The following is a 22,812-nucleotide window of genomic DNA, read 5'->3' as shown; positions in this document are numbered from 1 at the left end:
CTCAACGTTCTGTAGTGCTAATAGGTGCTTGCTCTGCACCAAAGCCAGACCACACCGCCTTGAGACGCTCTACACCACTGATAGCAAGTTGCATTTTGGGTTTTAATTTTTCAGCTGTAATATAACTTTGCTGCTGATCAGCTGATAGAACTTCAACCGTTACAGCTTCAAACCCCTTCTGATTTTTAACAAAAATAATGTGTTTACCATCTTGTGAGGTTATGGCAGTACTTGGTACTGGCCATGCTGCAATTACTGTTGGCTGCTTACTTTGAACATGAACTTTGACAAATTGTTGCACCCGCAAACAATTATGTTTGGTATCCATTTGTACGATGATATTTTGAGTTTGTGTATTCCCTACAAGTGCTGGAGCGATATTTTGTATATGCCCTGTAATATCACAACCTTCAACCTGAACAACATCCCCAATATGCACATATTTACTGTCAGCTAAATTAGCTTGTAATAACAATTGTAACGGTGAATCAGCGTTTACAAGTTGACCTAATACTGTACCAGCCTCAACATACTGACCTGTAGAAACCTGTAAGTTTTCTATATAACCACTTGTTGGGCTTTTAACATAGACAATGGAATTTAGACTATTTACCTGCCCTCCTCCCATAAATTGCAGCATTCGCTGTTTTGCACCTAAGTTAATATTAAGACGCTGTACTTGATTCTGTGCCTCTTGCACACGCTTCTCGGCAATAATGCCTTCAGCATATAAGCTACGTTCACGTGTTAAATTTTGCTGGGCTAATTGTTGTTGAGCACGAAGCTGCAATATTTCATTTTGAATCTGAATTAAATCTGGACTATGTACAGCAAGTACATGATGATTCCGGGTAACTTCTGCCAAGGGTTGTACCAAAACTTGCTGCACCATTCCTGAAACAGGACTAGTCAGTACAACTTTGCTTTCTGGTGACCACTGTACTTGCCCTTGTAAAATAATTTGTTTTTGTATGTTAGTAGAAGAAGCACCTAATGTGTGTAATTTGATCCCAACTTGCTCAATTTGTTTTGAAGAAATTAAGATTTGTTGCTCTGAGACTTCAGGACTCCTCTCAGCCTCTGAAACCTGTCTCTCTACTTTAGCCTCTATATTTTTATTCGAGAGCAGCTTACTTCCCCACCATAGCCCAAGGCTAATCAAGATCAAGACGCTCATTAGATATAATAGTTTTTTAAAATTTAGTACATCTACTCGCTGATCCACTCGTTTCATCCTTCAAGAGATTTTCTCTACAAAGCTAAGATTAAGTTCTTAAGATCAGATTAAGTTTATAAACCTATTTCAGACTGCATAGGCCCAAGTGAACCGTATTGGGTTTGTGGGAGACTTTTATTTAACTGATGTTACGTAGTAAGTGCATTTTGAGCATCTTCGCTACTACATGTTGTAGTCGATTTATAAATTATTAATAATCATTATATTAAACTATATATTGTTATTATTTCTCACGAAAATCAGCATCAAAACATAGGTGACTTTTATAAACTAAAATGTCTAAAATGAAGTGACCAAAACCACATTAAATGATCTAAATTGATCAAAATTTTACTCCACCAAAAACTATATACCAGTAATCAAATCATATACTTATAATTAAGGTCATTTAATGGAATAAATCTCGGTGACCTTGCCAAGGTTGGGGTAAATTTTTATGATCTAACTTTTACTACTTTGTAGCAGGAATCACAGCCATACAATCAATCAATCCCAACCTCGGTAATAGCTTAAAAATATTACTAATAAAAATAGAACCAAATTAAATTATGCACACCAAAACTATAAATTGTGTCTACTTTTCAACACTTACACAATAAATACCGTTAGATTACTTGAAAAGTAAACAGTTAAATAGTAGAAATGTATCATAGTTATATTTTAATAATCTAAATATGTGCCGTGGAACGCGTAAACAAGTAACTTCTGAATGTTCATTTAATTTTGATAACCCCAAAATTATCTTCAAGCGAGATCTTTCTAAACTCGCATTAAACACTCATCCAGATTTTGCTGGCATTCATCACTGCTATCACATGGCCTTTCGAGCTCTACGATTAACTTCTCATTTTCGTTTAGCATCAAACAAACTCAATGTTTGGTCTATAGCAGGAATATCCAATTTCTGGATCGCTGATAATTTTGATTTGTACCTGCATCACATGAAGCTTCCGCCTTCACCTCAGGAATTACATGTATATACGTTCCCACCTGATGCCAACTTACAACAACAACTCAAACACTATGCAAGCTTTGAATTCTTAAGTTTTTTGCAAGCAAATACTTTTGATATACACAATTTAAATCCGCAGCATCTTCAGCAAGCGATCAACCGATATATTTCGACTGAAGTTTTACTCGACTTTAATCGCTTACATTCATTCAAAGCACATAAAACGCTCAGTCTTGAGGGGCTTGGTAAGTTACTCAATTTTAGCCATACACAACTCCACAATAGAAACAGAAAAATCCATGCACGTCGCCAGCATCTACTTGACGAAGTCAGCAAGCAATCAAAAGTCGTCGATCATTATTTAAATCAAAATGATTTTTCACCAAATCCAACAGATTTTTGGAATTGTTCATATGCACGAAAGTGAAACTAAGCCCCTTCCTCAACCCAAAATTTTATTATCAGACTTATTAAAAAAGCTTTTTAATGCAGAGGATTTGTGTCTTCATGCACATATTAACTTTATCGCAGATCTATTGGTTTACCATGACTGCTCAGATTATCTTAAGGGGCTTGTTCTCAGTGAGATTGAATCTGATATTTCTACAAGTTCACCACCTCGCATTCCCGCTACTCTCCAAGCGTCTAGAAAATCTAAAATTGGTGATTCCCCAATCACGTATTACATCAACAGTATTGCCAGCATTTATCATGCGCACACGGAACTACTCACCTGGAATGTGCTCGTCCTTAAAGCAGCACTATATTTATTAGCATTGCCGCAGATCAAACCAGATTTATTTGAAAAACAACATACAGAGCATCTCAATACGATTAAGCGCTTATTTCAGCGTTTCCGCGTTGCAAACAAGTCTTTTTTTGCAAAAAAAAAAGATGCTCACGCATTAGATTATCAAGCATTCTTAACTCTTAAATTCCCTGCTTTATTTCTATCATTAGAGCAATTTGTAGAGTCTGCTCTTCAACCTGAAGCAGATCAAGAACTAAATGATTTTCAGAAAAATTTCTGTGATGAATTACGTATTGCATTCAATTATGTACTAAAAAGCCGTCCAAAAATTGCCAAATCAAGTGTAGATAGTAAACTGCAATATCGTACATGGGATACCGATGGAACTATTAACGAAATCATTGAGACTAAAAAAAGTAATAGAGGTTTAGCTAATGAGCAAGCCCTTGACGAGCAAGAAGACCCCTCTGTTATTGTTCAAGCAGATCAGATTACACCACTTGCCAGACATTCTAAAAATGCCCAACGTATGGCACTTTCGTTAATTCCAAAACATATGCAACGACAAGATCATTTGCTCACTGCAAGTTGTTTACTCCCAAGTGTTTATACTATTTCTGACCTAATTACATACCTGTATCATGATGATAAAAAACATAATGATAAAAGCGTGCTCGTTGTATTACTTTGCTTAATCACAGGCGTTGGCTTTAAAGACTGGTTAAATTTTCAAAAAAGGCGTGTAAAAAGATTAAATCATCGCCAAGTCATTAAATTGCAAAGTGACCAATACTATCTCTCAACCAAATTCAGCATTTTTGAAGATGCAACGTTTGAATATCCGGAGTCACTGATCAATAACACCGTTCATTTAGATATCCCTATCCCAAATCACTTTATTGATCGTATCAAAGCAGAACCAATCATCACTGAAGATGAGCTAAAGAAAAAAATTAGAATAATAAAAGATGAAGTCAAAATTCCTCAGCTGAACTTATCAAAAACTAGCTCATTACTGCATCATGTTATTTTGCAAAAAACAGGCAATAGGCAACTTGCTGACATCATCACTGGTGTAGATGCAAGTCACTCTTCTTCAAGCTCTTACTGCCATTACAATGTAAATAAATTACAAAAAAATTATGTCAAAGTTTTATCTGAACTATGTACACAGCTCGCTGAAAATGACTACGGTGATATTGTCTATAGTGATCAGTCCATCTGCTTTGGTAGCCAAAAAGCACCAAGTAAAAATGTCATAAAGGACATCCTTTTCTATCTTTACACCAAAATTTATACGACTTCAGATAACGACTGGGTAGAAAGTTTTAATGCTTATAGCATTTGGATGTGGCATATCCTACTTTTGTTTACCGCTGCACGACCTGTTCGGGACTTTCCAGGTTTTTTGAATAATATAAGTTTTCAGCAACAGACAATTATGCTGTCTGACAAAGAGGTCGGTGGTAGACGTGGCTTTGGACGCTTGATTCCACTTTGTGCATTTCTCATCGGTGAATTAAAGAAATATCTTCGTTTCCTCGAACATATCCAACAACATTACATGGCGATTAACCGCGAAATCTCAGCCCAAATTGATGCCATATTTAATAATGAACAGCCTCTGTTAAATCTTTTACAAAATGGCACACTCACTCCGCTTACACCTTCCAATGTGCGTGACTTTCATCCTGAAGTTGGGTTAGCACATCCCAACTGGCACCGCCATACAACACGTGCCTTTCTCACCAACAAACAAATCCCCGAGCCTTTAATACTTGCACTTTTTGGACATGAAGCCTTCCAACAGGAAGCCGCACATCCATTTTCTAGTTTGTCTCTGAACCAATATCGCGCGCTCGCAACACATTTAAATGAAATGCAGGAATATTTTGAAATTATTGGAGTGAATTTAAATGTCCTCATCGCTTAAAAAAGCAGATCAACTGTTTGCCGAAAAGAAACGAGAACTTACTCGACAATTAAATGAACAAAAAATTCAAAATGAAGTTCATGCTTCACTCCGCAAATATTTTTCAGAACAGCAGTTTGATCAGAATCCACATTTGCTAGGTGATTACGGCGAGGTTTATAGCCACATCAAGAAAAACTCTACGAGTAAAAAGTGGATCAAGTTTGCATATGATTTTTTTGAAGATTACATCAAAGAGTTAAATGCTCAGCATCGCTTGGATTTAGAGCTGCCTCATGCTGTTTTAGATATTAAAAGAGATAAGCCTATCGTGACCATGAGCTGGAATGCCGATGGTCATGAAATAAATGACCTCGTACAACAGCTTTATAATTATTGGGAATTGGCTGAAAGCTGTGACTCATTCTCAAATGAGGAAATCGTGGGCAATATTATATTGTCTGCCATTCTATTTGGTGGCTTAAATGAAAAAGCTGAACTTAATGCCTTGCTTGAACACCTCAGAAATCCAGTAAAAGTACGCCATTATAAAGACCTTAATATTCTTTTTTTAGAATCCCATTCTAATCATTATGGCGATATTTTTATTGATGAATATACTGTTCGAAAATCTAGAAATTTTATTCCAGACCCCGTCACACGTCTGTGGCTAATACATTTTAATCTGAGAGATATTCGACATGTTCATCTTCCCGTAGAGGGCTATCTTGAGTATATCTTTCGAAAAATAAAGAAAAAGTTTAAAAAAAATAGCTTATCGCATTTACTTCAGCATGCTCGCTACAACTGGTTACAGCTTCCCAACGTAGATATAGATCCGGCGCTCTCTGAATGCCTCATCGGGAATTTACTCAGTTGTGGTTTACCCGAACAAGAGTTTGAGCGTTTTGTGCAACCAAAATTTAAATATAAGCATGAGCTCACTACTGAAGTCATTCATCAGTCTAAGAATTTACCTCCACAAACTGTTTATTTGCATCATGAGCAAGATGCACTAAAAGATGTACTAAAAATTCATAAAGACTTATTAAAAATTATTCGTCTTCGCCAAACAGATGCCCCAATCTATCAACTCATGATCGATTATTGTATGGAGAATGCAAAACTCTTTAATGAATACAGTAAACGAATCACCCTGTGGTTAATTAGTCTCTTTAAACCACCTCAAGAAGATATAGATCTGCTAGCTCAGAGATTTGATTTTTGCGCTACAATTTTTGCTAAAATCATTTCCAACAATAGCCAGTTAGCCAAAAGCTCAATTTACACATACTACACTCGAATTGGTGAGCCTTGGCTAATCTATTCTTTACAATATCAATTTTCTGAGGACGATGAAGAAACACGCCTGCAAAAAATATATGCACAGATTTATCAAAATAACTGTATTGCTGAAAGTCTGCTCGAAGATACTGTTAAAAAATCGGCTGCTCAAATTGTAAAAACACTCAAACGTTTTCATCAATTTCAAGAACAACTATTCGATGCCCCAGCATTCACTTTAGAGACGCTGGATCAACAAACCAGACCACGCACACGTATTATCAGCCCAGTCACATTTCAACTGTTAATCAAAAAACTTCAACAAGCACATCTACAAAATATCATCTCTCAACATGACTATGAAAATCTTAGTCTTATTTATACGCTTGCTTACAGAACTGGGATGCGAATTAATGAAATGATTGGTTTACGTATCAAAGATACTGAAGGATTAAACAGAATATCATTATTGGTCAAGCCATATGGGTCAGAAAAAATAGGCAATGAACACAGATTAAAGACTGACAGCGCGCAACGTAGCGTGCCCGTGTATTGCTTACTCAAAGCATCTGAGTATCAACAATTTCATCAATATGTTGTCAAACAGCGGTTAACAAAAAAACCGAATGATTATTTATTCAGTCAGTTCAATGAGAATAAGAAACTCAGCCAGCACATGCTGACTGCACCCTTTAAAAATTTTATGGATCAGTTATTCAAGCAACATCACTATACATTTCATTCATTTAGACATTCTGCAGCAAATCATTTAGCATTAATTTTTAAATGTGATTATCATTTTTTGTCTGATAGCCTCACAGACTATACGGAAGTTGAATATAATCAGCTCAGGGCTGAGTTATTACGTAATTCAATTGATCAAAATCATTGGATTATCATCGCACATCTTTTGGGGCATCTCGAACCCATCGAGACCTTTAAAAGTTATATTCATGTAGCTTACTTTATTGCAGGTTATCAATTTTCCAAATATCGCCCATTACTAAGCAATGGTTTGGTTAAGAAAATGCTGGGGATAAGCAATTCAACACAAGAGTTACATTTTCTAAAATCGCTCAATGATCAGTCTGAATTCAATTTTGAAATGCATGCTACAACGCTCTGTAAACTCCTTCTAAACAATCAAGAAAAATGGATAGCGAGCAATGCTCACACACTACATGCAGAATTAGAGGTAAATCAAACGCAAGAACATTGTATTTTTGACTATTTTGTCGCGACTCCAGAATCTAAAATCGATCTTGATCTATTTTATAAGGCACTCTGCTTATTAGAGTTATACAAATATGATACGGAGCGCGTAGCACAAGAACTTTGCCTATCTCATGAGCTCATCAAGTATTGGTATGACAATGCAATCCAACTCAAACAACTTAAATCTAGAAAAAACAATCCAAGACTTTTTCATATAACCGAACTGCAATACATCAAACCGTCAATGATTGATACTAATGAGGACCTTTTATTGGTCACACATTTTTTTAACTATCTACAAGCCTGCTATCAAAAGTCACCTGAAAATATTAGGTATGTCTTAGAATTCTTTATTAATCACGTAACTGCTTCACATACAGGTTTACATTCAACGCGGAAAAATATTCAGAATCTGGAAAAATTCTACTATGCGGCCAAAGATCTGTTTCCTGCCAACATGTGGCATTTACTTGGAATAGATATGGTTAATTTTTTAAACAAAGAAATTACGCCGAATCTACTCAAACTTGCCAAGGCAAATCAGAAACTAGAAGGTTACCCAACAACAAAAGAAAATAATGCACGCTTACAGCTATATTCCTTAAAACAAGGCAAAGCACTACCGGCTTTTAAATTTTGTTTACATCTGGCTTGCATTGGTAGGCCTGCTCAATTGCAGTTAGAAATAAAATGACTTCAATAAATCATCGTAACGGATACTGCTTAACTCTCGTGCTACACCTAAGTTTTAATGGTGAGTGTCTGTTTTAATTTTTTTTGGGGGTTATACAGTTAATTAATGCTGATAAAAGCCTAGGCTGGCCATATATAATTCCATCAACCTGATTTTTTACCATTCGGTTTACCTAATTAATCATCACAAAATTATGTTGGTGATAATTTGGTAAATTTTTAAAAACTTATGTGACCACAATTAAACGATCTTAATAAAAATTAATTCCAATAAAAAATATTTGAAAACGTAAGTTGTTTATTTCATTGTACTTATATACACAGCAATTTATACAATTTAATGTATATTATGTTGGTGACTATTGCCAATATCGGGCTTTGGATTTTGATGCTGTATTGATTGAATTTAATGGGGAGGATGATCATGTTCATTTATTAATTAATTACCCACCAAAAGTTGCTATTTCAAATTTAGTGAATAGCTTAAAAGGTCTATCTAGTCGCCACCTTAGAAAAGACTTTCCTGAAATTAAAAACAAACTTTGGGGTGATTCTTTATGGTCGCCAAGTTACTTTGCTTCAAGTTGCGGTGGTGCGCCATTAGAAATTATTAAACAATACATCGAGCAACAACAATCACCTCATTAGAATTAAAAATCGAGCCTTATATCACCTCCATAAATGAGGGTGTTTTACGGCTCATTGGATAAATAAACATAAACGTCGACTACTCCCAGATCATTTAGCAACCGTACGTATTGAGCATGAATCTGCATCAACGCAATACATCTGTGGGTGCACACTGCGTCGTATCGGCGAATATCAGTGAAAAATTGAATTTCAGACCAGCGCAGTTCTATAAAGAACAGCATGTGCGTGGTAAATGGGTTTGTGATCAATGTGACACCCTGACTCAGCAAACGATGCCTGCCTATGTGATCGATAAATGTATTGCGACACTTGAGTTACTTAGCCATGTGCTGGTATCCAAATATGCTGATCACTTACCGCTGTATCGTCAGCGACAGATCTTTCTGCGCGCAGGTGTAGATCTATCTAGATCCACCCTGTCAGATTGGATTGGTCGCTGTGGTGTAGACACTTGAACCTCTGGTCAATGCCTTAAAACAGGTGGTGCTGCAGCAAGGGGGTGATCTATGACTTTCAAGAAACCGTTCAGGTCTGCATGCAGAAGAATTCCTGAATGGCTGGCAGGGACATCTGGTCTGTGATGATTACAGTGGTTATAAAGCACATTTCAAATCAGGTCAGATCATTGAAGTAGGTTGCATGGCACATGCATGTCGTAAATTCCATGAACTGCATATCACTGGGAAAAGTCAGATTGCTGAACAGGCACTGGTGCTGATTCAGAAATTGTATGCGATAGAAGCAGAGTTAAGGCACAAGACCGACGGTACAGCGCAACAACGCTGCGAATACCGGCAACGGCATAGTCAACCAGTGATGCAACAACTATATGAATTGCTCAACCAACATCATCTGATGGTGCCATCAAGCTCTACCACCGCTAAGGCAATCAATTACACTCTAAAGCGCTGGCAAGCCTTAAGCCGCTATTCAGATGATGGTAATCTATCTATTTACAATGATTTGGTGGAGAACCAAATGCACCCTTGGGCTTTAAGTCGTAAGAACTGGTTGTATGTTGGATCACTGCGCAGTGGTCAGCGAGTTGCTAACATCATGACATTGATCCAGTCAGCAAAGTTGAATGGTCTAGATCTGTATGCCTATTTAAATGGTGTACTGCAAAAGTTGCCGACATACAAAGTGATCCAAATTAAAAGATTGGCATAGAGTTTAGAGGACACTTACAAATCAATGGTATCGCCAAGTTGATCGTCATCATCTTTAGCTAAAACGGTCTTTAGCTTATCATTTGTGGCTAGACGCAACAGCATCAAATATCTAGCTTAAGAAGCATCTCAGAGTAAATTTTTACAACAAAGCTAATAAGCTTAGGCTATTTTAATAGTTTTCATGATCCGCTGCTTTATACAAAGGCTATAAAAATATTTAGTAATTTTTTATCTAAATTACTCTATATACTTAAAACTTGGTTGATCTCCCTATCTTAACCACACCATTTTTTGAGCACTGAAAAACTTTTTTCTGCAAAAATATATGAGGAACAACAAAAGTGTAAAATCTAAAAATAATATCTATTCTTTTAACTATTTTTCATTCAGCTATACACACAGATATTTTGTATCCAATTTTCTTAGTACTTGAATTCTTCAGTGATACATTAAAAAATGTGTAGCAAGTTGCTACACTTTTCCTTAGACAAGCTCTTTACCAAAAATATCATTCAGCCTATCACGAATACTTTGTACAAATTCCGGATTATTTTTTAGTTTATGCTTCATATTACGTTTAAAGTCATTCAAGCTCATACCAACTTCAGCAAAATCCATTTGGAATAAAGTGTCATTAATAACAATATTTGCTTGAGAGTCAGTGAGACAACCAATTTTTTTAAACCACTTCTTGAACTGCGAATACTTTTCATCATTATTAAAAATGTACCAGGAACGTACATTCGTATCGAATTTTGCCCCCAATTCTTTTACTAATGCATTCTCTTCAAATGGAACATCAAGATAAATTTTTTCAATTACAGCAGTTTCATTTAGTGTTTTATCAGTAATACGCTGATGCAGTTTAAAATTCACCCCCACAATTGGGCGCCCTTTTTTTATGGTTTCATACTCTAGTTGTAGATCTGTATTTTCGTTAATTTCTGCAACTATTTTATCTAATACATAGCGTCTAAAATCTACCCAGCGATCATATTTAGTTTCATTAATATCAATCAGAGCTTTCAAGTTTTCTAAAAGCATTGGGACTTCATAACTCTTTTGGCTTGCGTACTTGAATTCATTTTTAATGAAATACGTATAAAGACTCATACTAGCAACAGAATCCAAGGCAAACAGATGTTTCAATTGATAGGTGGTGAAATTCCCCCCAGCCAACTGCGTGAAATACGGTAACACCTCACTGGTAAAACGAATCTGAATGGCATTTTTAGAATCATCTTCCCATCTTAACTCACGGATAATAGGAACGACAGAATGTACTTTTTTAGTCTTTCTCTTACCATCATCAGTAGGTTCCTCAATAATAAAATGAGCCACCCTAGATGAAAGTTCTTTATAAATCCGGTCTATTGCAACATTAATCGAATTGCGTTTATTCAATCCTAGTAAATCTGCCAAATCATCCTTATACAGATAAATATAGGTTTGTTCTGTGATTTCACCATTTACCCTATTTTTCTCACTATAATTTGCAACAGCCATTGCATATAGGAGCGCCTTATATTCATTGGCTGATAACTCAATTGGGCGAATTAAGCGGTTACTAGTGCTAACAACGCCATTATGACGAATATTGCCTATACAGTAAGGAATATGATTCAATTCTTCTTGCAATGATTCTGATTCTGTCATAACCGTGATATTTATATATTTAATTCTATTTTTATATACAAAAGTGGAAAAACTTTCAAGACTTTCACCACAAGAATCTAAGAGTGGAAGGCTTGTCATCAGAAATATGCATTTTTGACGATTTATTGTCCTTAAAGTGGAATGAAATATATTATTTCCACCATATAGTGACAGACCTTCCACCTTTAGCTCTAAACTAACAGTTCAAAATACCCATTTTCACTTATTTCTTCCAAATTTAGGTATGCTATGTCAGATAGAAACCTAGATGTGACAAGGCTTCCACCTTTCATTAGATTTGAAAGGTATAAATGAATAGATAATCATCAGGAAATATCCAATAAAAAAAATTTATCCACAGGGTGCTAACACATAGTGACAAACCTTCCACCCTTAAAGATTGTTTAGCCAACTTTATCAACAAATTAAGTATTTATTTTTGCAAGAGTTTTTTAAAAAATATAACCTTTTTAAAAATAGTAGTGACAAACCTTCCACTCTTGTGACAAACTTTCCACTTTACGGTGACAGACCTCCCACCTTTGAGTGACAGACCTTCCACCTTTGAGTGACAGACCTTCCACCTTTGAGTGACAAACCTTCCACTTTACGGTGACAAGCCCTCCACTTTTAAACTTATAAGCATTTGTTTTATATAGCAAAAAAACAGTCTTAATTATTAATTAGCTAAATAAATAATTATACTAATTATTAATTAAGCTAGCTTATTTAAAAATTAGTTTTTTAAGTTGTTTTACACCTAAATAAATAAGATTTATAAATTTAAAAACTATAGTATGATGAGTGAAAGTTATTTATATTGTTAAACATTCAAATACGGAAGCATCTGACACGTATGTCTGCAAAAATTATTACGGTTGCTAACCACAAAGGTGGATGTGGCAAAACAACGACCGTTGTACATCTAGCCTCTGAACTTGCAAATCTTGGCAATAAAGTTTTAGTCATTGATTTAGATCCTCAAGCAAACGCAAGTTTACACATTGGGATCCAACATCCAAGCGAAATTGTTGTTACTTCAGCAGAATTACTCGTTGGTGATATTTCATTATTAGCTGATGCATTACAAGAAGAAACAAACTTTGAAAAAGTATCATTAATTTATGGCTCATTAAATTTAGGAAAAACTGAAGACCAGCTTAAAGAAGAAGCTCCTCGTCCTTCAGAAGAATTAAGCATCAAGCTAGAACTGTTAAAAGATCTTTACGACTTCATATTAATTGATTGCCCACCTAGTCTTAAACTATTAACCAGTAATGCCTTAGCATCATCAACACATGTCATTATCCCTATCGAATCTGGATCACAATATGGACTGTATGGGGTAACAGATCTTTTAAACCATCTTGAAAAGATAAAACGTATTAATCCAGATTTAGAGCTTTTAGGCGCTTTACTGATTAAACATGATGAACGTCAGAATGTTTGTAAATTGATTCGGGATGAAGCTTTAAAACAGGTTGGAAAAATTTTACAAACTACCATTCCTCAAAGTACTAAAGTTAATCAAGCAGCAATTCTGCAACAGCCACTTTTGAAAGTAGAAAAAAATTCAAAAGTACGTAAGGCTTTTGAAAGCCTTGCTTATGAAATTGTAGCGAAAGTTTAAACCTGAGAGTATTATGGCAAGCACTAAAGAGCTTTTAGCTCAAAAATTGAAACAAAATACAGAAAAACATCAGCAAGCACAGAAAGACAATATTAAAGAGCTAAAAGAATTTAGACGTAATGTTCCTATTGAGGATATCAGTCGCAGTCCCAACCAACCGCGTAAAGTATTTGAAGATTCTCAATTAAAAGAACTGGCGGATTCTATTAATGAAATCGGCCTTTTGCAGCCCATTACAGTGCGTAAACTTGATAATCTGAAATATGAACTGATTGCAGGCGAGCGACGCTTACGGGCGCATCAATTACTCGGCAAGTCGGTGATTGAAGCCATTATCATTGATGCTAATGATGAAGAAGCATCTTTGTTAACCCTAGCTGAAAATTTAAAGCGTCAAGATCTGACAGATTATGAAATTTTTATTGGTTTGAACTCACTTGATGAAAAGTTGAAGAAGAACAAGCAACGTTTAGCTAATTCATTGGGTTTAAATCGCGAAGATATGTACAAATATCTATCGTATGAAAAGCTGCCTAAAGCAATGTTGAATGACCTGGATTTGGAGCCAGGTCTAGTCGGTCGTACTGCTGCAACAGCGTTCAAGAAATTTTTATCGGATCATATAGAGCAACTTTCGGAGGCGGAAACAGCTTTACTCGGTGCTTGGGAGAAATTAAAAGAAAAAAAACTGGAGCAAAGCAAAGTTACTTCTTATGCTGAAAAACTATTGAGTCAAGATCCAGAAAAAGTAACCACGACATCAGTGGTAAGAAAAATCGAATATGATGGTAAGGTTGCTGGAAATATCAAACTGAATCAAAAACAGCTCAATATCTCTCTTAAAATTTCAGAAATTGATGAAGCTAGTCTTTTACAACTAGAAGATTTTTTAAAACAGCTTATTCAGAAAAGTGAAAAAGTGTAGCAACTTGCTACACTTTTCAGTTTGCTCATAAAACTCTCACACTTACGTGAGAATTTTTTATAATTATCACATGCGAAAAATTATACCACCCAAACTGAAATTGATATGGTTACGCTAGAAGAGTTTATTCCTAAAAATTATCTTATACGTAAAATAGACAAAGCGATTGATCTCAATATCATTCATGAACGTGTCGCGCATCTATATTGTCCCGATAAGGAGACTGTTGAACGAATTTTGCCGTTGCAAAATAATTACAGGGTCTCTGTTATGCAAGTAACGCAGCAATGTTTACTGTCAGTTACAGCACAAAACTTGAAGAAAATCGCCTTGCACTTATCGAAGTTAATTTTTATTGTATTTTTTAGCCATCAATACGCTTAAAAATAAATCACTATGAATAAGCGATAGAAGTTTAGAAAATACCCCCACTTTAACGATCGCTAAAGTGGGGTTTGTGATTAGTCTGAAAAGTGTAGCAACTTGCTACACTTTTTTAATACTTAAATTGTACGACAAGAAATGACGTATCAATACTTACACACGAGCGTATTATTGGGTACTATTGGTTTAACTAAAACTAGATAACCTATTCATTGCAGGACAATTCCATGGCACGTACTCCAAAGCAAACCAAACAAGAACCCATTGAGGTCATTCTTTGGAAAGCTGCAGACAAACTTCGTAAGAACATTGATGCTGCTGAGTACAAGCATGTAGTCCTTGGTTTGATCTTCCTCAAGTACATCTCTGACTCATTTGAAGCTCACTACAACCTATTGGTTGAAGGTGAGGGAGAGTTTGCAGGAGCTGATCCTGAAGATCGTGATGAATACACTGCATACAACGTCTTCTTCGTTCCTGAGATCGCACGTTGGTCATACCTGTTAAACCAAGCAAAGCAAGTCACCATTGGTAAGATTGTAGACGATGCAATGGAAGCCATTGAGAATGAGAACCCTCAGCTCAAAGGTGTACTACCTAAAGTCTATGCACGTCAAAATCTCGATCCTACGAGCCTAGGTGAGCTGATAGACCTCATTGGTAACATTGCCCTAGGTGATGCAAAAGATCGCTCTGCCGACGTTTTAGGACACGTATTCGAGTACTTCCTAGGTGAGTTCGCTTTAGCTGAAGGTAAGCAAGGTGGGCAGTTCTACACGCCTAAATCCATCGTGAGCTTATTGGTTGAAATGCTAGAGCCATACAAAGGACGTGTATTCGATCCTTGCTGTGGTTCAGGTGGTATGTTCGTACAGTCTGAGAAATTCGTAGAATCGCATCAGGGTTTAGTGGACGACATCTCCATCTATGGTCAAGAAAGTAACCAGACAACTTGGCGTTTGGCCAAGATGAACTTAGCCATTCGTGGCATTAACTCAGAGCATGTGAAATGGAACTCTGAGGGTTCATTCCTGAATGATGCACACAAAGACCTGAAAGCGGATTACATCATTGCTAATCCACCATTCAACGTCTCTGATTGGAGCGGTGAGCAGTTAGTGGGTGATGCTCGTTGGTCTCTAGGTACACCACCTGCAGGCAATGCGAACTTCGCATGGATGCAACACTTCTTGTATCACATGAGTCCTAAAGGTCAGGCAGGCGTTGTGCTTGCTAAAGGTGCATTAACCTCTAAGACCAGTGGTGAAGGTGAGATTCGTAAAGCCTTGGTTTCAGAAGCCAATGTCATCGACTGTATTGTGAACCTACCTGCCAAGCTGTTCCTGAACACACAGATTCCTGCTGCTTTATGGTTTATGCGTCGTGACCGTGTTAACTCAAGCCAATACCAAGATCGTAGCAATGAGATTCTGTTCATTGATGCTCGTAACCTAGGTCATCTGATTAACCGCAGAACCAAAGTCTTGTCTGATGAAGATATTAAGCTCATCACAGACACTTACCACAATTGGCGTAACAAGGGTGGTGAGTATGAGGATGTTGCAGGCTTCTGTGCATCTGTACCACTTGAGAAAGTCGCTGAGCTTGATTATGTACTGACGCCAGGTCGTTATGTTGGTTTAGCTGATGATGAAGATGAGTTCGACTTCAAGGTACGCTTTACAAGCTTAAAGGCAGAGTTTGAAGCACAGCTTGCTGAGGAAGCCAAGCTAAACCAAGCCATTGCTGAGAACTTAGCAAAGGTGGTTGTATGAGTGAGTGGCAGGTTGGGCGATTAGATAGCTTCTTTACCCTAAAACGTGGTTATGACTTACCAAAGCAATCTCGTGTTTCTGGTAGTGTTCCCATCATTGCTTCTTCAGGTTTTGCTGATTTTCATAATGAAGCCAAAGTAAATGAATCAGGTGTTGTGACGGGCCGATATGGAACCATTGGTTCAGTTTTTTTCAGTGATGTACCATTTTGGCCATTAAACACATCTCTTTATGTAAACGACTTTAAGGGGAATGACAAAAAGTTCATCTACTACTTTTTGCAAACATTGGATTGGGAAAAATTTAGTGACAAAAGTGCGGTGCCTGGAGTTAACCGTAATGATGTTCATCAAGAAGAGATATGCTTTCCGTCTCTCCCTGAACAAAAAGCCATAGCCTCAATCCTTTCATCATTAGATGACAAGATCGACTTACTGCACTGTCAGAACAAGACTTTGGAAGCCATGGCTGAAACACTGTTTCGTCAATGGTTTATTGAGGAAGCGAAAGAGGATTGGGATGATTTACTAGTAAGTGATATAGCTACTCATATCAAAGACAATGTGAACCCATCAAAAGATCCTCTTAAGACATACTATCATTTTAGTTTGCCTGCTTTTGATTCAGGAGAAAAGCCTACTATTGAATTGGGTGCGGAAATTCTGAGTAATAAGTACAGAGTATGTGAGAACTCAATTTTAGTCTCAAAGCTGAATCCAAGAGTGCCTCGTATATGGTTATTAACTGATGTCAAAGATAATTATGTATGTTCAACAGAGTTTCAGAATTTGAAGCCTAAAGTAGGATCTCATTTAATGTTCTTGTATAGCTTATTCAATTCAAGAGATGTTATTGATGAATTAGCAATGAGTGCTTCGGGAACCAGTGGCAGTCATCAAAGGGTTAAGCCAGAAGATATGTTAAATATCTCTTTTAAGACTCCAAGTTTAGACTACCTTGAAGAGTATTCGCTGTTGATTACTCCTTCGATGCAAAAGGTTTCATCTAACAAGAAGCAAATCCAAACACTTGAACAACTACGAGATACCTTGCTTCCTAAGCTGATGAGCGGCGAAGTCAGAGTCCAATACCAAACAGAAGAAGTTGCATAACATTTGAGGTGAAGTCATTTGATGGCTTCACCTTTTTTACATTCAGGGGGCTGAATTGAATAAAAAAATTATAGGGGCAATCATTGCCTTAGTCGTAGTGATCTGTGGCTACTTGTATGCTTCGCCATACATTGCCATCAATAACATCAAGAATGCTGCACAAGTAGGTGATAGCGAAAAGGTGTCCAAGTACATCGACTATCCAAGTGTGCGTCAGAGCTTCAAAGATCAAATGAATGCCATGATGATGAAAGAGATGGCAACCCATAAAGATGATGGTTTCGCAGCACTAGGTGCCATGCTTGCATCTACCATGGTAGACAAGATGATTGATGGTTTTGTCACACCTGAAGGGATGACCATGATGATGCAAGGCAAAGACCTTAAAGATGCAGCACATTCATCACAGGGAGCATCAACAACAGAAACCAAAGAAGAAGATCAAGCAGAGTACAAAACTCGCTATACCTCATTCAGTGACTTTGAGGTTGTGATCCAACATCCAAATGATTCCAAAGCCGTCACTGTCAAAATGGTTCGTGATGGTTTGAGTTGGAAAGTGAATAAGATCGCTGTGCCGATGGATTAAGTAAAAGAGAACAAAGAGGAAAAACAGAATGATAAAGCGCATGATTCAAATGGGATTTGGCTTGATTGCTGTAGTTAGCTTTGCTGCAACCGTTCAAGCAGCACCGGCTAAATTCAATCATAGCGGCATACAAAAAGGTAAAGTCATAGAAACCTGTTATCACTCTCCTTGTTCAGTCGCCAAGTTTGTCTCTTACAAACAACTGAATAAGACAGCGACTGAATCCAAGATTCAAGTCACCTTGCTGGGCGGTAGTCGTGAGTGGGAAGCCAAGAAAATTGACTGGAATAGATCGCCACATAAAGTCACTGTGAATTGCTCATACCAACGACCAACAGTTCAGATTGGTTCACAAAAGACTCTGATTCCACTCAATGATGGTTTAGGTGTTCCTGGAGTACTGATGGTAGATGCTGAACTCTATCTATATGTTTGCCATAAGTTTGAGGGCGCTATTGAGAATGCTGTGCAGAAGTATGGCTATAACGTGCAGGACGATGAATAAGGTTTCTTAGCTTTACATCATATAAAAAATTAATGAGTCCAGGTTATATGGATAAGTTTAGGGGGAAATAATCAAGTGACTAAGATGACCGAATCAGACATTGAGCTGATGGCGATAGAGCAACTAGAGGGATTGGGCTATACCTATGTGTATGGACCTGAGATTGAATCGAAGGGCACTAACCCTCTACGAAGCTATAAGCAGGTCATCTTGGAAGACAAAGTGCTTGATGCATTACAACGCTTAAATCCTCATTTAAGCCAAGACAAATGTACTGAAGCACTAAAGCAAGTCACCAATATTCAATCCCCTGATCTACTCAGTAATAACCAAGCATTCCACCGACTGCTCACTGAGGGCATTAACATTGAGGTGAGCAAAGAGGGTAACACTCAAGGTGAGTATGCTTGGTTGATTGACTTTGAGAATCCAACCAATAACGAATTCCTTGTCGTCAATCAAGTAACCATCAAAGAAGATCGCTGGACAAGACGACCAGACATTATCTTGTATGTGAATGGCTTACCCTTGGTGGTCATTGAACTCAAGAATGCAACAGACGAGAATGCCACTGTAGAAGGCGCATACAAGCAAATACAGACCTATCAAAGCCAAATCCCTAGCTTGTTTACCTACAATGCTTTCAACGTCATCTCTGATGGTTTAGAGGCGAAAGCAGGTACTGTCTCAGCAGACTACAGTCGCTACATGGCGTGGAAGACAAACAATGGTCAAACCAAAGCCAAGAAGACACAAGCACAGCTAGAAGTCCTGATTCATGGTTTACTGAATCCAGTCACACTACTCGACATGATTCGACACTTCATTGTCTATGAATCAACGAAGCACGAGGATACCAATGGCTTAATCACCATTAAGACCATCAAGAAGATGGCTGCATATCATCAGTACTATGCAGTGAATGCAGCAGTCCTCTCGACTATTCGTGCGTCTGCAGTGAACTCGGACTCGAAATCAGCAGAAGTTGCCATGCAACATCAAGGTAGAAGTAAGCTCGAATTGGTACAGCAACAAGCAGTCGGTGACAAGAAAGCCGGTGTGGTATGGCATACCCAAGGCTCAGGTAAGTCTTTGTCTATGGTTTTCTACACAGGCAAGATTGTCTTGGCTTTGGATAATCCAACAGTCGTTGTGATCACAGATCGTAATGATCTAGATGATCAGCTCTTTGGTACATTCGCTGCATCAAGCCAACTCCTTAGACAAACACCACGACAAGCAGACAGCCGAGAAGAACTCAAAGAGTTACTCAAGGTGGGTTCAGGTGGCGTGATCTTCACCACCATCCAAAAGTTCCAACCGGATGATGGCACTAGCGTCTACGAGCAACTGTCAGACCGAACCAACATTGTCGTGATTGCAGATGAAGCACATCGTTCTCAGTATGGCTTTAATGCCAAGGAAGTCGATGTCAAAGATGAAGATGGCAAGGTTGTCGGTAAACGTACTGTCTATGGTTTTGCCAAGTACATGCGTGATGCACTTCCTAATGCTACTTACCTTGGTTTCACAGGAACACCAATTGAGAAGACGGATGTAAACACACCTGCAGTCTTCGGGAACTATGTAGATATCTATGACATCTCGCAAGCAGTGGAGGATGGTGCAACTGTTCGTATCTTCTATGAAAGCCGCCTAGCTAAGATTGCCATCAGTGAGGAAGGCAAAGAGCTGATTGAAGACTTTGATGACCAGTTTACTGAAGATGACTTAAACCAAACTCAAAAAGAACGTGCGAAGTGGGCAAGAGTCGAAGGTTTGATCGGCAGTAAAGAACGTATCAAAGCCATTGCAAAGGACATCGTAGAACACTTTGAGCAGCGTCTTAAAGCCAATGCAAACCAAGGCAAAGGCATGATCGTCAGCATGTCTCGCAGGATCGCTGTAGACCTTTACAACGAGATTGTAAAGATCAAACCAGAGTGGCACAGTGATGATCTGAATGATGGTGTAATCAAAGTTGTGATGACTGCCTCAGCTTCAGATGGTGAGGTGATTGCTAAACATCACACTACCAAGCAACAGCGCCAACGCTTAGCAGATCGTATGAAAGACAATGATGATAAGCTCAAACTCGTTATTGTTCGTGATATGTGGCTGACTGGTTTCGATGCCCCAAGTATGCACACCCTTTACATCGACAAACCAATGAAAGGTCACAACCTCATGCAAGCGATTGCACGAGTCAACCGTGTCTACAAAGACAAGGCTGGTGGCTTGGTTGTGGACTATCTTGGTATCGCATCTGACTTGAAAGAAGCCTTATCGTTTTACTCAGAAGCAGGTGGTAAAGGTGATCCTGCATTGGTGCAGGATGAAGCTGCAACGATCCTGCAAGAAAAGCTAGAAGTGCTTGATGGCATTTTGCATGGCTTCAACTACCAAGAGTACTTCACTGCAGATACTTCTCGTAAGCTCAACATCATTTTAGAAGCGGAAGAGCATATCCTTGGTGTAGATCAAGGAGAAGGGAAGACTCGCTTCCTGACAGCAGTCACAGCGATGTCACAGGCATTCGCATTAGCTGTACCTCATCCACATGCTATGGAAGCTGCACCAGTGGTGGCATTCTTCCAAGCAGTCAAAGCACGTCTTGCTAAGTTTAGTGATGGTACAGGCAAGATTTCTGGCTTAAGTAATGCTGAGCTTGAAGCCAAGGTAAAGCAAACCATTGACCAAGCTCTAGTCACAGAGCAAGTGGTAGATATCTTCGATGCTGCAGGGATTCAGAAACCAGATATCTCGATTCTCTCTGATGAGTTTATGCAGGAGATGAAAGACTATAAGCATAAGAACATTGCGCTTGAAACACTTAAGAAGTTACTTGGTGATGAGATTAAGGTACGAGAGCAACGCAGTGTCACCCAAGGTAAGAAGCTCATGGATATGTTGATTTCAGCAATTAAGGGTTATCAGAACAAGGTACTTACTGCAGCAGAAGTCATTGATGAACTGATCAAGTTAGCTAAGACAATTCAGGAGTCAGACAAACTGGCTGAAGAACTCAACCTGACTGAATACGAATATGCGTTCTACTCAGCAGTAGCAGACAATGACAGTGCTCGAGAATTGATGCAGAAAGACATATTGAGAGAACTTGCAGTCGTACTCACTGATTCTATTCGTAAGAATGTGACTTTGGATTGGACGATCAAGGAAGCTGCTAGAGCAAAGTTAAGAGTCATCGTGAAGAGATTGCTGAAGAAGTATGGCTATCCACCTGATATGGCTTTATTGGCTACAGAAACTGTATTGGAACAGGCTGAGCAGTTGGCTGAAGAGCTTTCCAGTTCAAAAGAATAGGGTACAGATAGTGTTCAAAAAGACCGCTATATTAACCATAACCAAGGGGGCATTTTTACACTGCTGCTAACAAGGACAACCCTTCACTTATACTAGCTCAAAACTGATCTGACAGTTCCCCGTTTTTTATTGTGCCTGTCAGGTTAAATTTGGGCTAAATTCTTATCAGCCCAAATTCGTTTTCCATTAAGTAAAGTTTCAAATGGGCTTCCTGTTTGACATCTTTTGGGAATAGTTTCGGATATTTTGTTGTTCTAACTTTTCATGATGCTGTTGAATTTAGTCCAGATCTCATAAAACATTGTATAACTGAAACGCTGGAAAACCTATTTAGCAAATTTGGGGTGTAGTTTCCACTTGAAATAATTCAATTAAAAATAAATGTATGTATTTTATTTATTTTTTGATATATTTCAGTTTAACCTAAAAACGACTAGTGATAGTTATAAAAAGTTGTGCTTAGAAGAATCTTTATTATTTTCAGAGGTTTACTTATGAAAAAGTTAGTAATCTTATTATCAATGTCGACGGTTTTTTTATCAGCTTGTGGTAATAAACATGACAAAATGGTTGGCTACTGGCAATTAGAAAATGTGCAAGGAAAGCGCATTATGCAAATTTTTAAAGAGGGTAAAGATAGTTATATTCTTAAAGAAAATGTGGTTGCTCGTAGTAATGTGGTGAATGGTAAAGAGGGAAGTTCTCTCGTATTGGAAAAAAAAGATGATACTTTAGCGGTTAATAATGGTTTAGCTGCTATGCCCTTACATTTATCTGATGATGGTCAAACATTACGTATTTCTAAAAATCAGTACAAAAAAGTAGATGAAAATTTTGTCAATAAAACAATAGAAAATATTAAAGTGTGTCATGAAATTGAAACAGAATATCGGACTAAAGTTAAAGAACTACCTATTTTTACTCGTGACCCTGCAATTCAAGAGCAACGTAAAACGTTGGCTGAGTCAACTACTAAAAAAATGCAAGCCATTGAAGATTGTAAATTTGGTATCTACTGATAATTACACTATTTAATGAGGGTGTA

At 37.7% G+C, this 22,812-nt stretch carries 15 protein-coding genes and 1 pseudogene; 14 read left to right on the top strand and 2 right to left on the bottom strand.

What is annotated here, in order from left to right; translation table 11 throughout:
- Window position 1 precedes the first annotated feature (1 nt).
- The gene (locus FTT99_RS13810; RefSeq protein ID WP_004974297.1) at window positions 2-1,225 is read right to left on the bottom strand and encodes an efflux RND transporter periplasmic adaptor subunit; all 1,224 of its coding nucleotides are present in this window, start codon (window positions 1,223-1,225) and stop codon (window positions 2-4) included.
- 953 nt (window positions 1,226-2,178) lie between these two features.
- Between FTT99_RS13810 and FTT99_RS13805 the strand changes: the two genes are divergently transcribed.
- The 5 genes and pseudogenes from FTT99_RS13805 to FTT99_RS13785 all read left to right on the top strand — a co-directional run.
- Window positions 2,179-2,616: a hypothetical protein gene (locus FTT99_RS13805; RefSeq protein WP_070153154.1), complete on the top strand. Its 438-nt coding sequence runs from the start codon at window positions 2,179-2,181 to the stop codon at window positions 2,614-2,616.
- A complete protein-coding gene (locus FTT99_RS13800; RefSeq protein ID WP_180161610.1) occupies window positions 2,561-4,873 on the top strand; it encodes a hypothetical protein in 2,313 nt (770 codons plus the stop codon). The genes FTT99_RS13805 and FTT99_RS13800 overlap by 56 nt, the downstream gene beginning before the upstream one ends.
- Window positions 4,857-8,045 carry a tyrosine-type recombinase/integrase gene (locus FTT99_RS13795; protein WP_154320135.1) on the top strand — a complete coding sequence of 1,063 codons (3,189 nt, stop codon included), beginning with the start codon at window positions 4,857-4,859 and terminating at the stop codon, window positions 8,043-8,045. The genes FTT99_RS13800 and FTT99_RS13795 overlap by 17 nt, the downstream gene beginning before the upstream one ends.
- 329 nt (window positions 8,046-8,374) lie before the next feature.
- Window positions 8,375-8,692 (top strand): IS200/IS605 family transposase, encoded by a 318-nt coding sequence (gene tnpA / locus FTT99_RS13790; RefSeq protein ID WP_257229519.1) that lies wholly within the window; start codon window positions 8,375-8,377, stop codon window positions 8,690-8,692.
- A gap of 61 nt (window positions 8,693-8,753) precedes the next feature.
- Window positions 8,754-9,865 (top strand): annotated as a pseudogene (locus tag FTT99_RS13785) (IS66 family transposase); the annotation flags it as partial.
- A 485-nt stretch (window positions 9,866-10,350) separates the two neighbouring features.
- Here FTT99_RS13785 and FTT99_RS13780 read toward each other — a convergent pair.
- Window positions 10,351-11,523, bottom strand: coding sequence for a replication initiation protein (locus FTT99_RS13780; RefSeq protein ID WP_094069347.1), 1,173 nt, complete (start codon window positions 11,521-11,523; stop codon window positions 10,351-10,353).
- Window positions 11,524-12,379: 856 nt separating this feature from the next.
- Between FTT99_RS13780 and FTT99_RS13775 the strand changes: the two genes are divergently transcribed.
- The 9 genes from FTT99_RS13775 (at window position 12,380) to FTT99_RS13735 (ending at window position 22,786) form a co-directional block, all read left to right on the top strand.
- Window positions 12,380-13,153 carry a ParA family protein gene (locus FTT99_RS13775; RefSeq protein ID WP_094069344.1) on the top strand — a complete coding sequence of 258 codons (774 nt, stop codon included), beginning with the start codon at window positions 12,380-12,382 and terminating at the stop codon, window positions 13,151-13,153.
- Window positions 13,154-13,166: 13 nt separating this feature from the next.
- Window positions 13,167-14,078, top strand: coding sequence for a ParB/RepB/Spo0J family partition protein (locus FTT99_RS13770; protein WP_070153141.1), 912 nt, complete (start codon window positions 13,167-13,169; stop codon window positions 14,076-14,078).
- Between the two features lie 105 nt (window positions 14,079-14,183).
- The gene (locus FTT99_RS13765; protein WP_070153138.1) at window positions 14,184-14,462 is read left to right on the top strand and encodes a hypothetical protein; all 279 of its coding nucleotides are present in this window, start codon (window positions 14,184-14,186) and stop codon (window positions 14,460-14,462) included.
- 227 nt (window positions 14,463-14,689) lie between these two features.
- Entirely contained in the window at window positions 14,690-16,237 is a 1,548-nt protein-coding gene (locus FTT99_RS13760; RefSeq protein ID WP_154320136.1) for a class I SAM-dependent DNA methyltransferase, read from the top strand.
- On the top strand, window positions 16,234-17,349 hold the full coding sequence (locus tag FTT99_RS13755; RefSeq protein WP_104915058.1) for a restriction endonuclease subunit S: 1,116 nt from the start codon (window positions 16,234-16,236) through the stop codon (window positions 17,347-17,349). The genes FTT99_RS13760 and FTT99_RS13755 overlap by 4 nt, the downstream gene beginning before the upstream one ends.
- A 55-nt stretch (window positions 17,350-17,404) precedes the next feature.
- A complete protein-coding gene (locus FTT99_RS13750; protein ID WP_167846516.1) occupies window positions 17,405-17,938 on the top strand; it encodes a DUF2939 domain-containing protein in 534 nt (177 codons plus the stop codon).
- 28 nt (window positions 17,939-17,966) lie between these two features.
- Window positions 17,967-18,443: a hypothetical protein gene (locus tag FTT99_RS13745; RefSeq protein ID WP_070153126.1), complete on the top strand. Its 477-nt coding sequence runs from the start codon at window positions 17,967-17,969 to the stop codon at window positions 18,441-18,443.
- A gap of 84 nt (window positions 18,444-18,527) precedes the next feature.
- The gene (locus FTT99_RS13740) at window positions 18,528-21,767 is read left to right on the top strand and encodes a type I restriction endonuclease subunit R (RefSeq protein ID WP_154320137.1); all 3,240 of its coding nucleotides are present in this window, start codon (window positions 18,528-18,530) and stop codon (window positions 21,765-21,767) included.
- A 494-nt stretch (window positions 21,768-22,261) separates the two neighbouring features.
- On the top strand, window positions 22,262-22,786 hold the full coding sequence (locus FTT99_RS13735; RefSeq protein WP_154320138.1) for a hypothetical protein: 525 nt from the start codon (window positions 22,262-22,264) through the stop codon (window positions 22,784-22,786).
- Window positions 22,787-22,812: the final 26 nt, after the last annotated feature.

This window comes from Acinetobacter sp. YH12040 (assembly GCF_013420005.1).
Taxonomy (GTDB): Bacteria; Pseudomonadota; Gammaproteobacteria; order Pseudomonadales; family Moraxellaceae; genus Acinetobacter; species Acinetobacter amyesii.
This window is presented reverse-complemented; position numbering and strand designations above follow the sequence as displayed.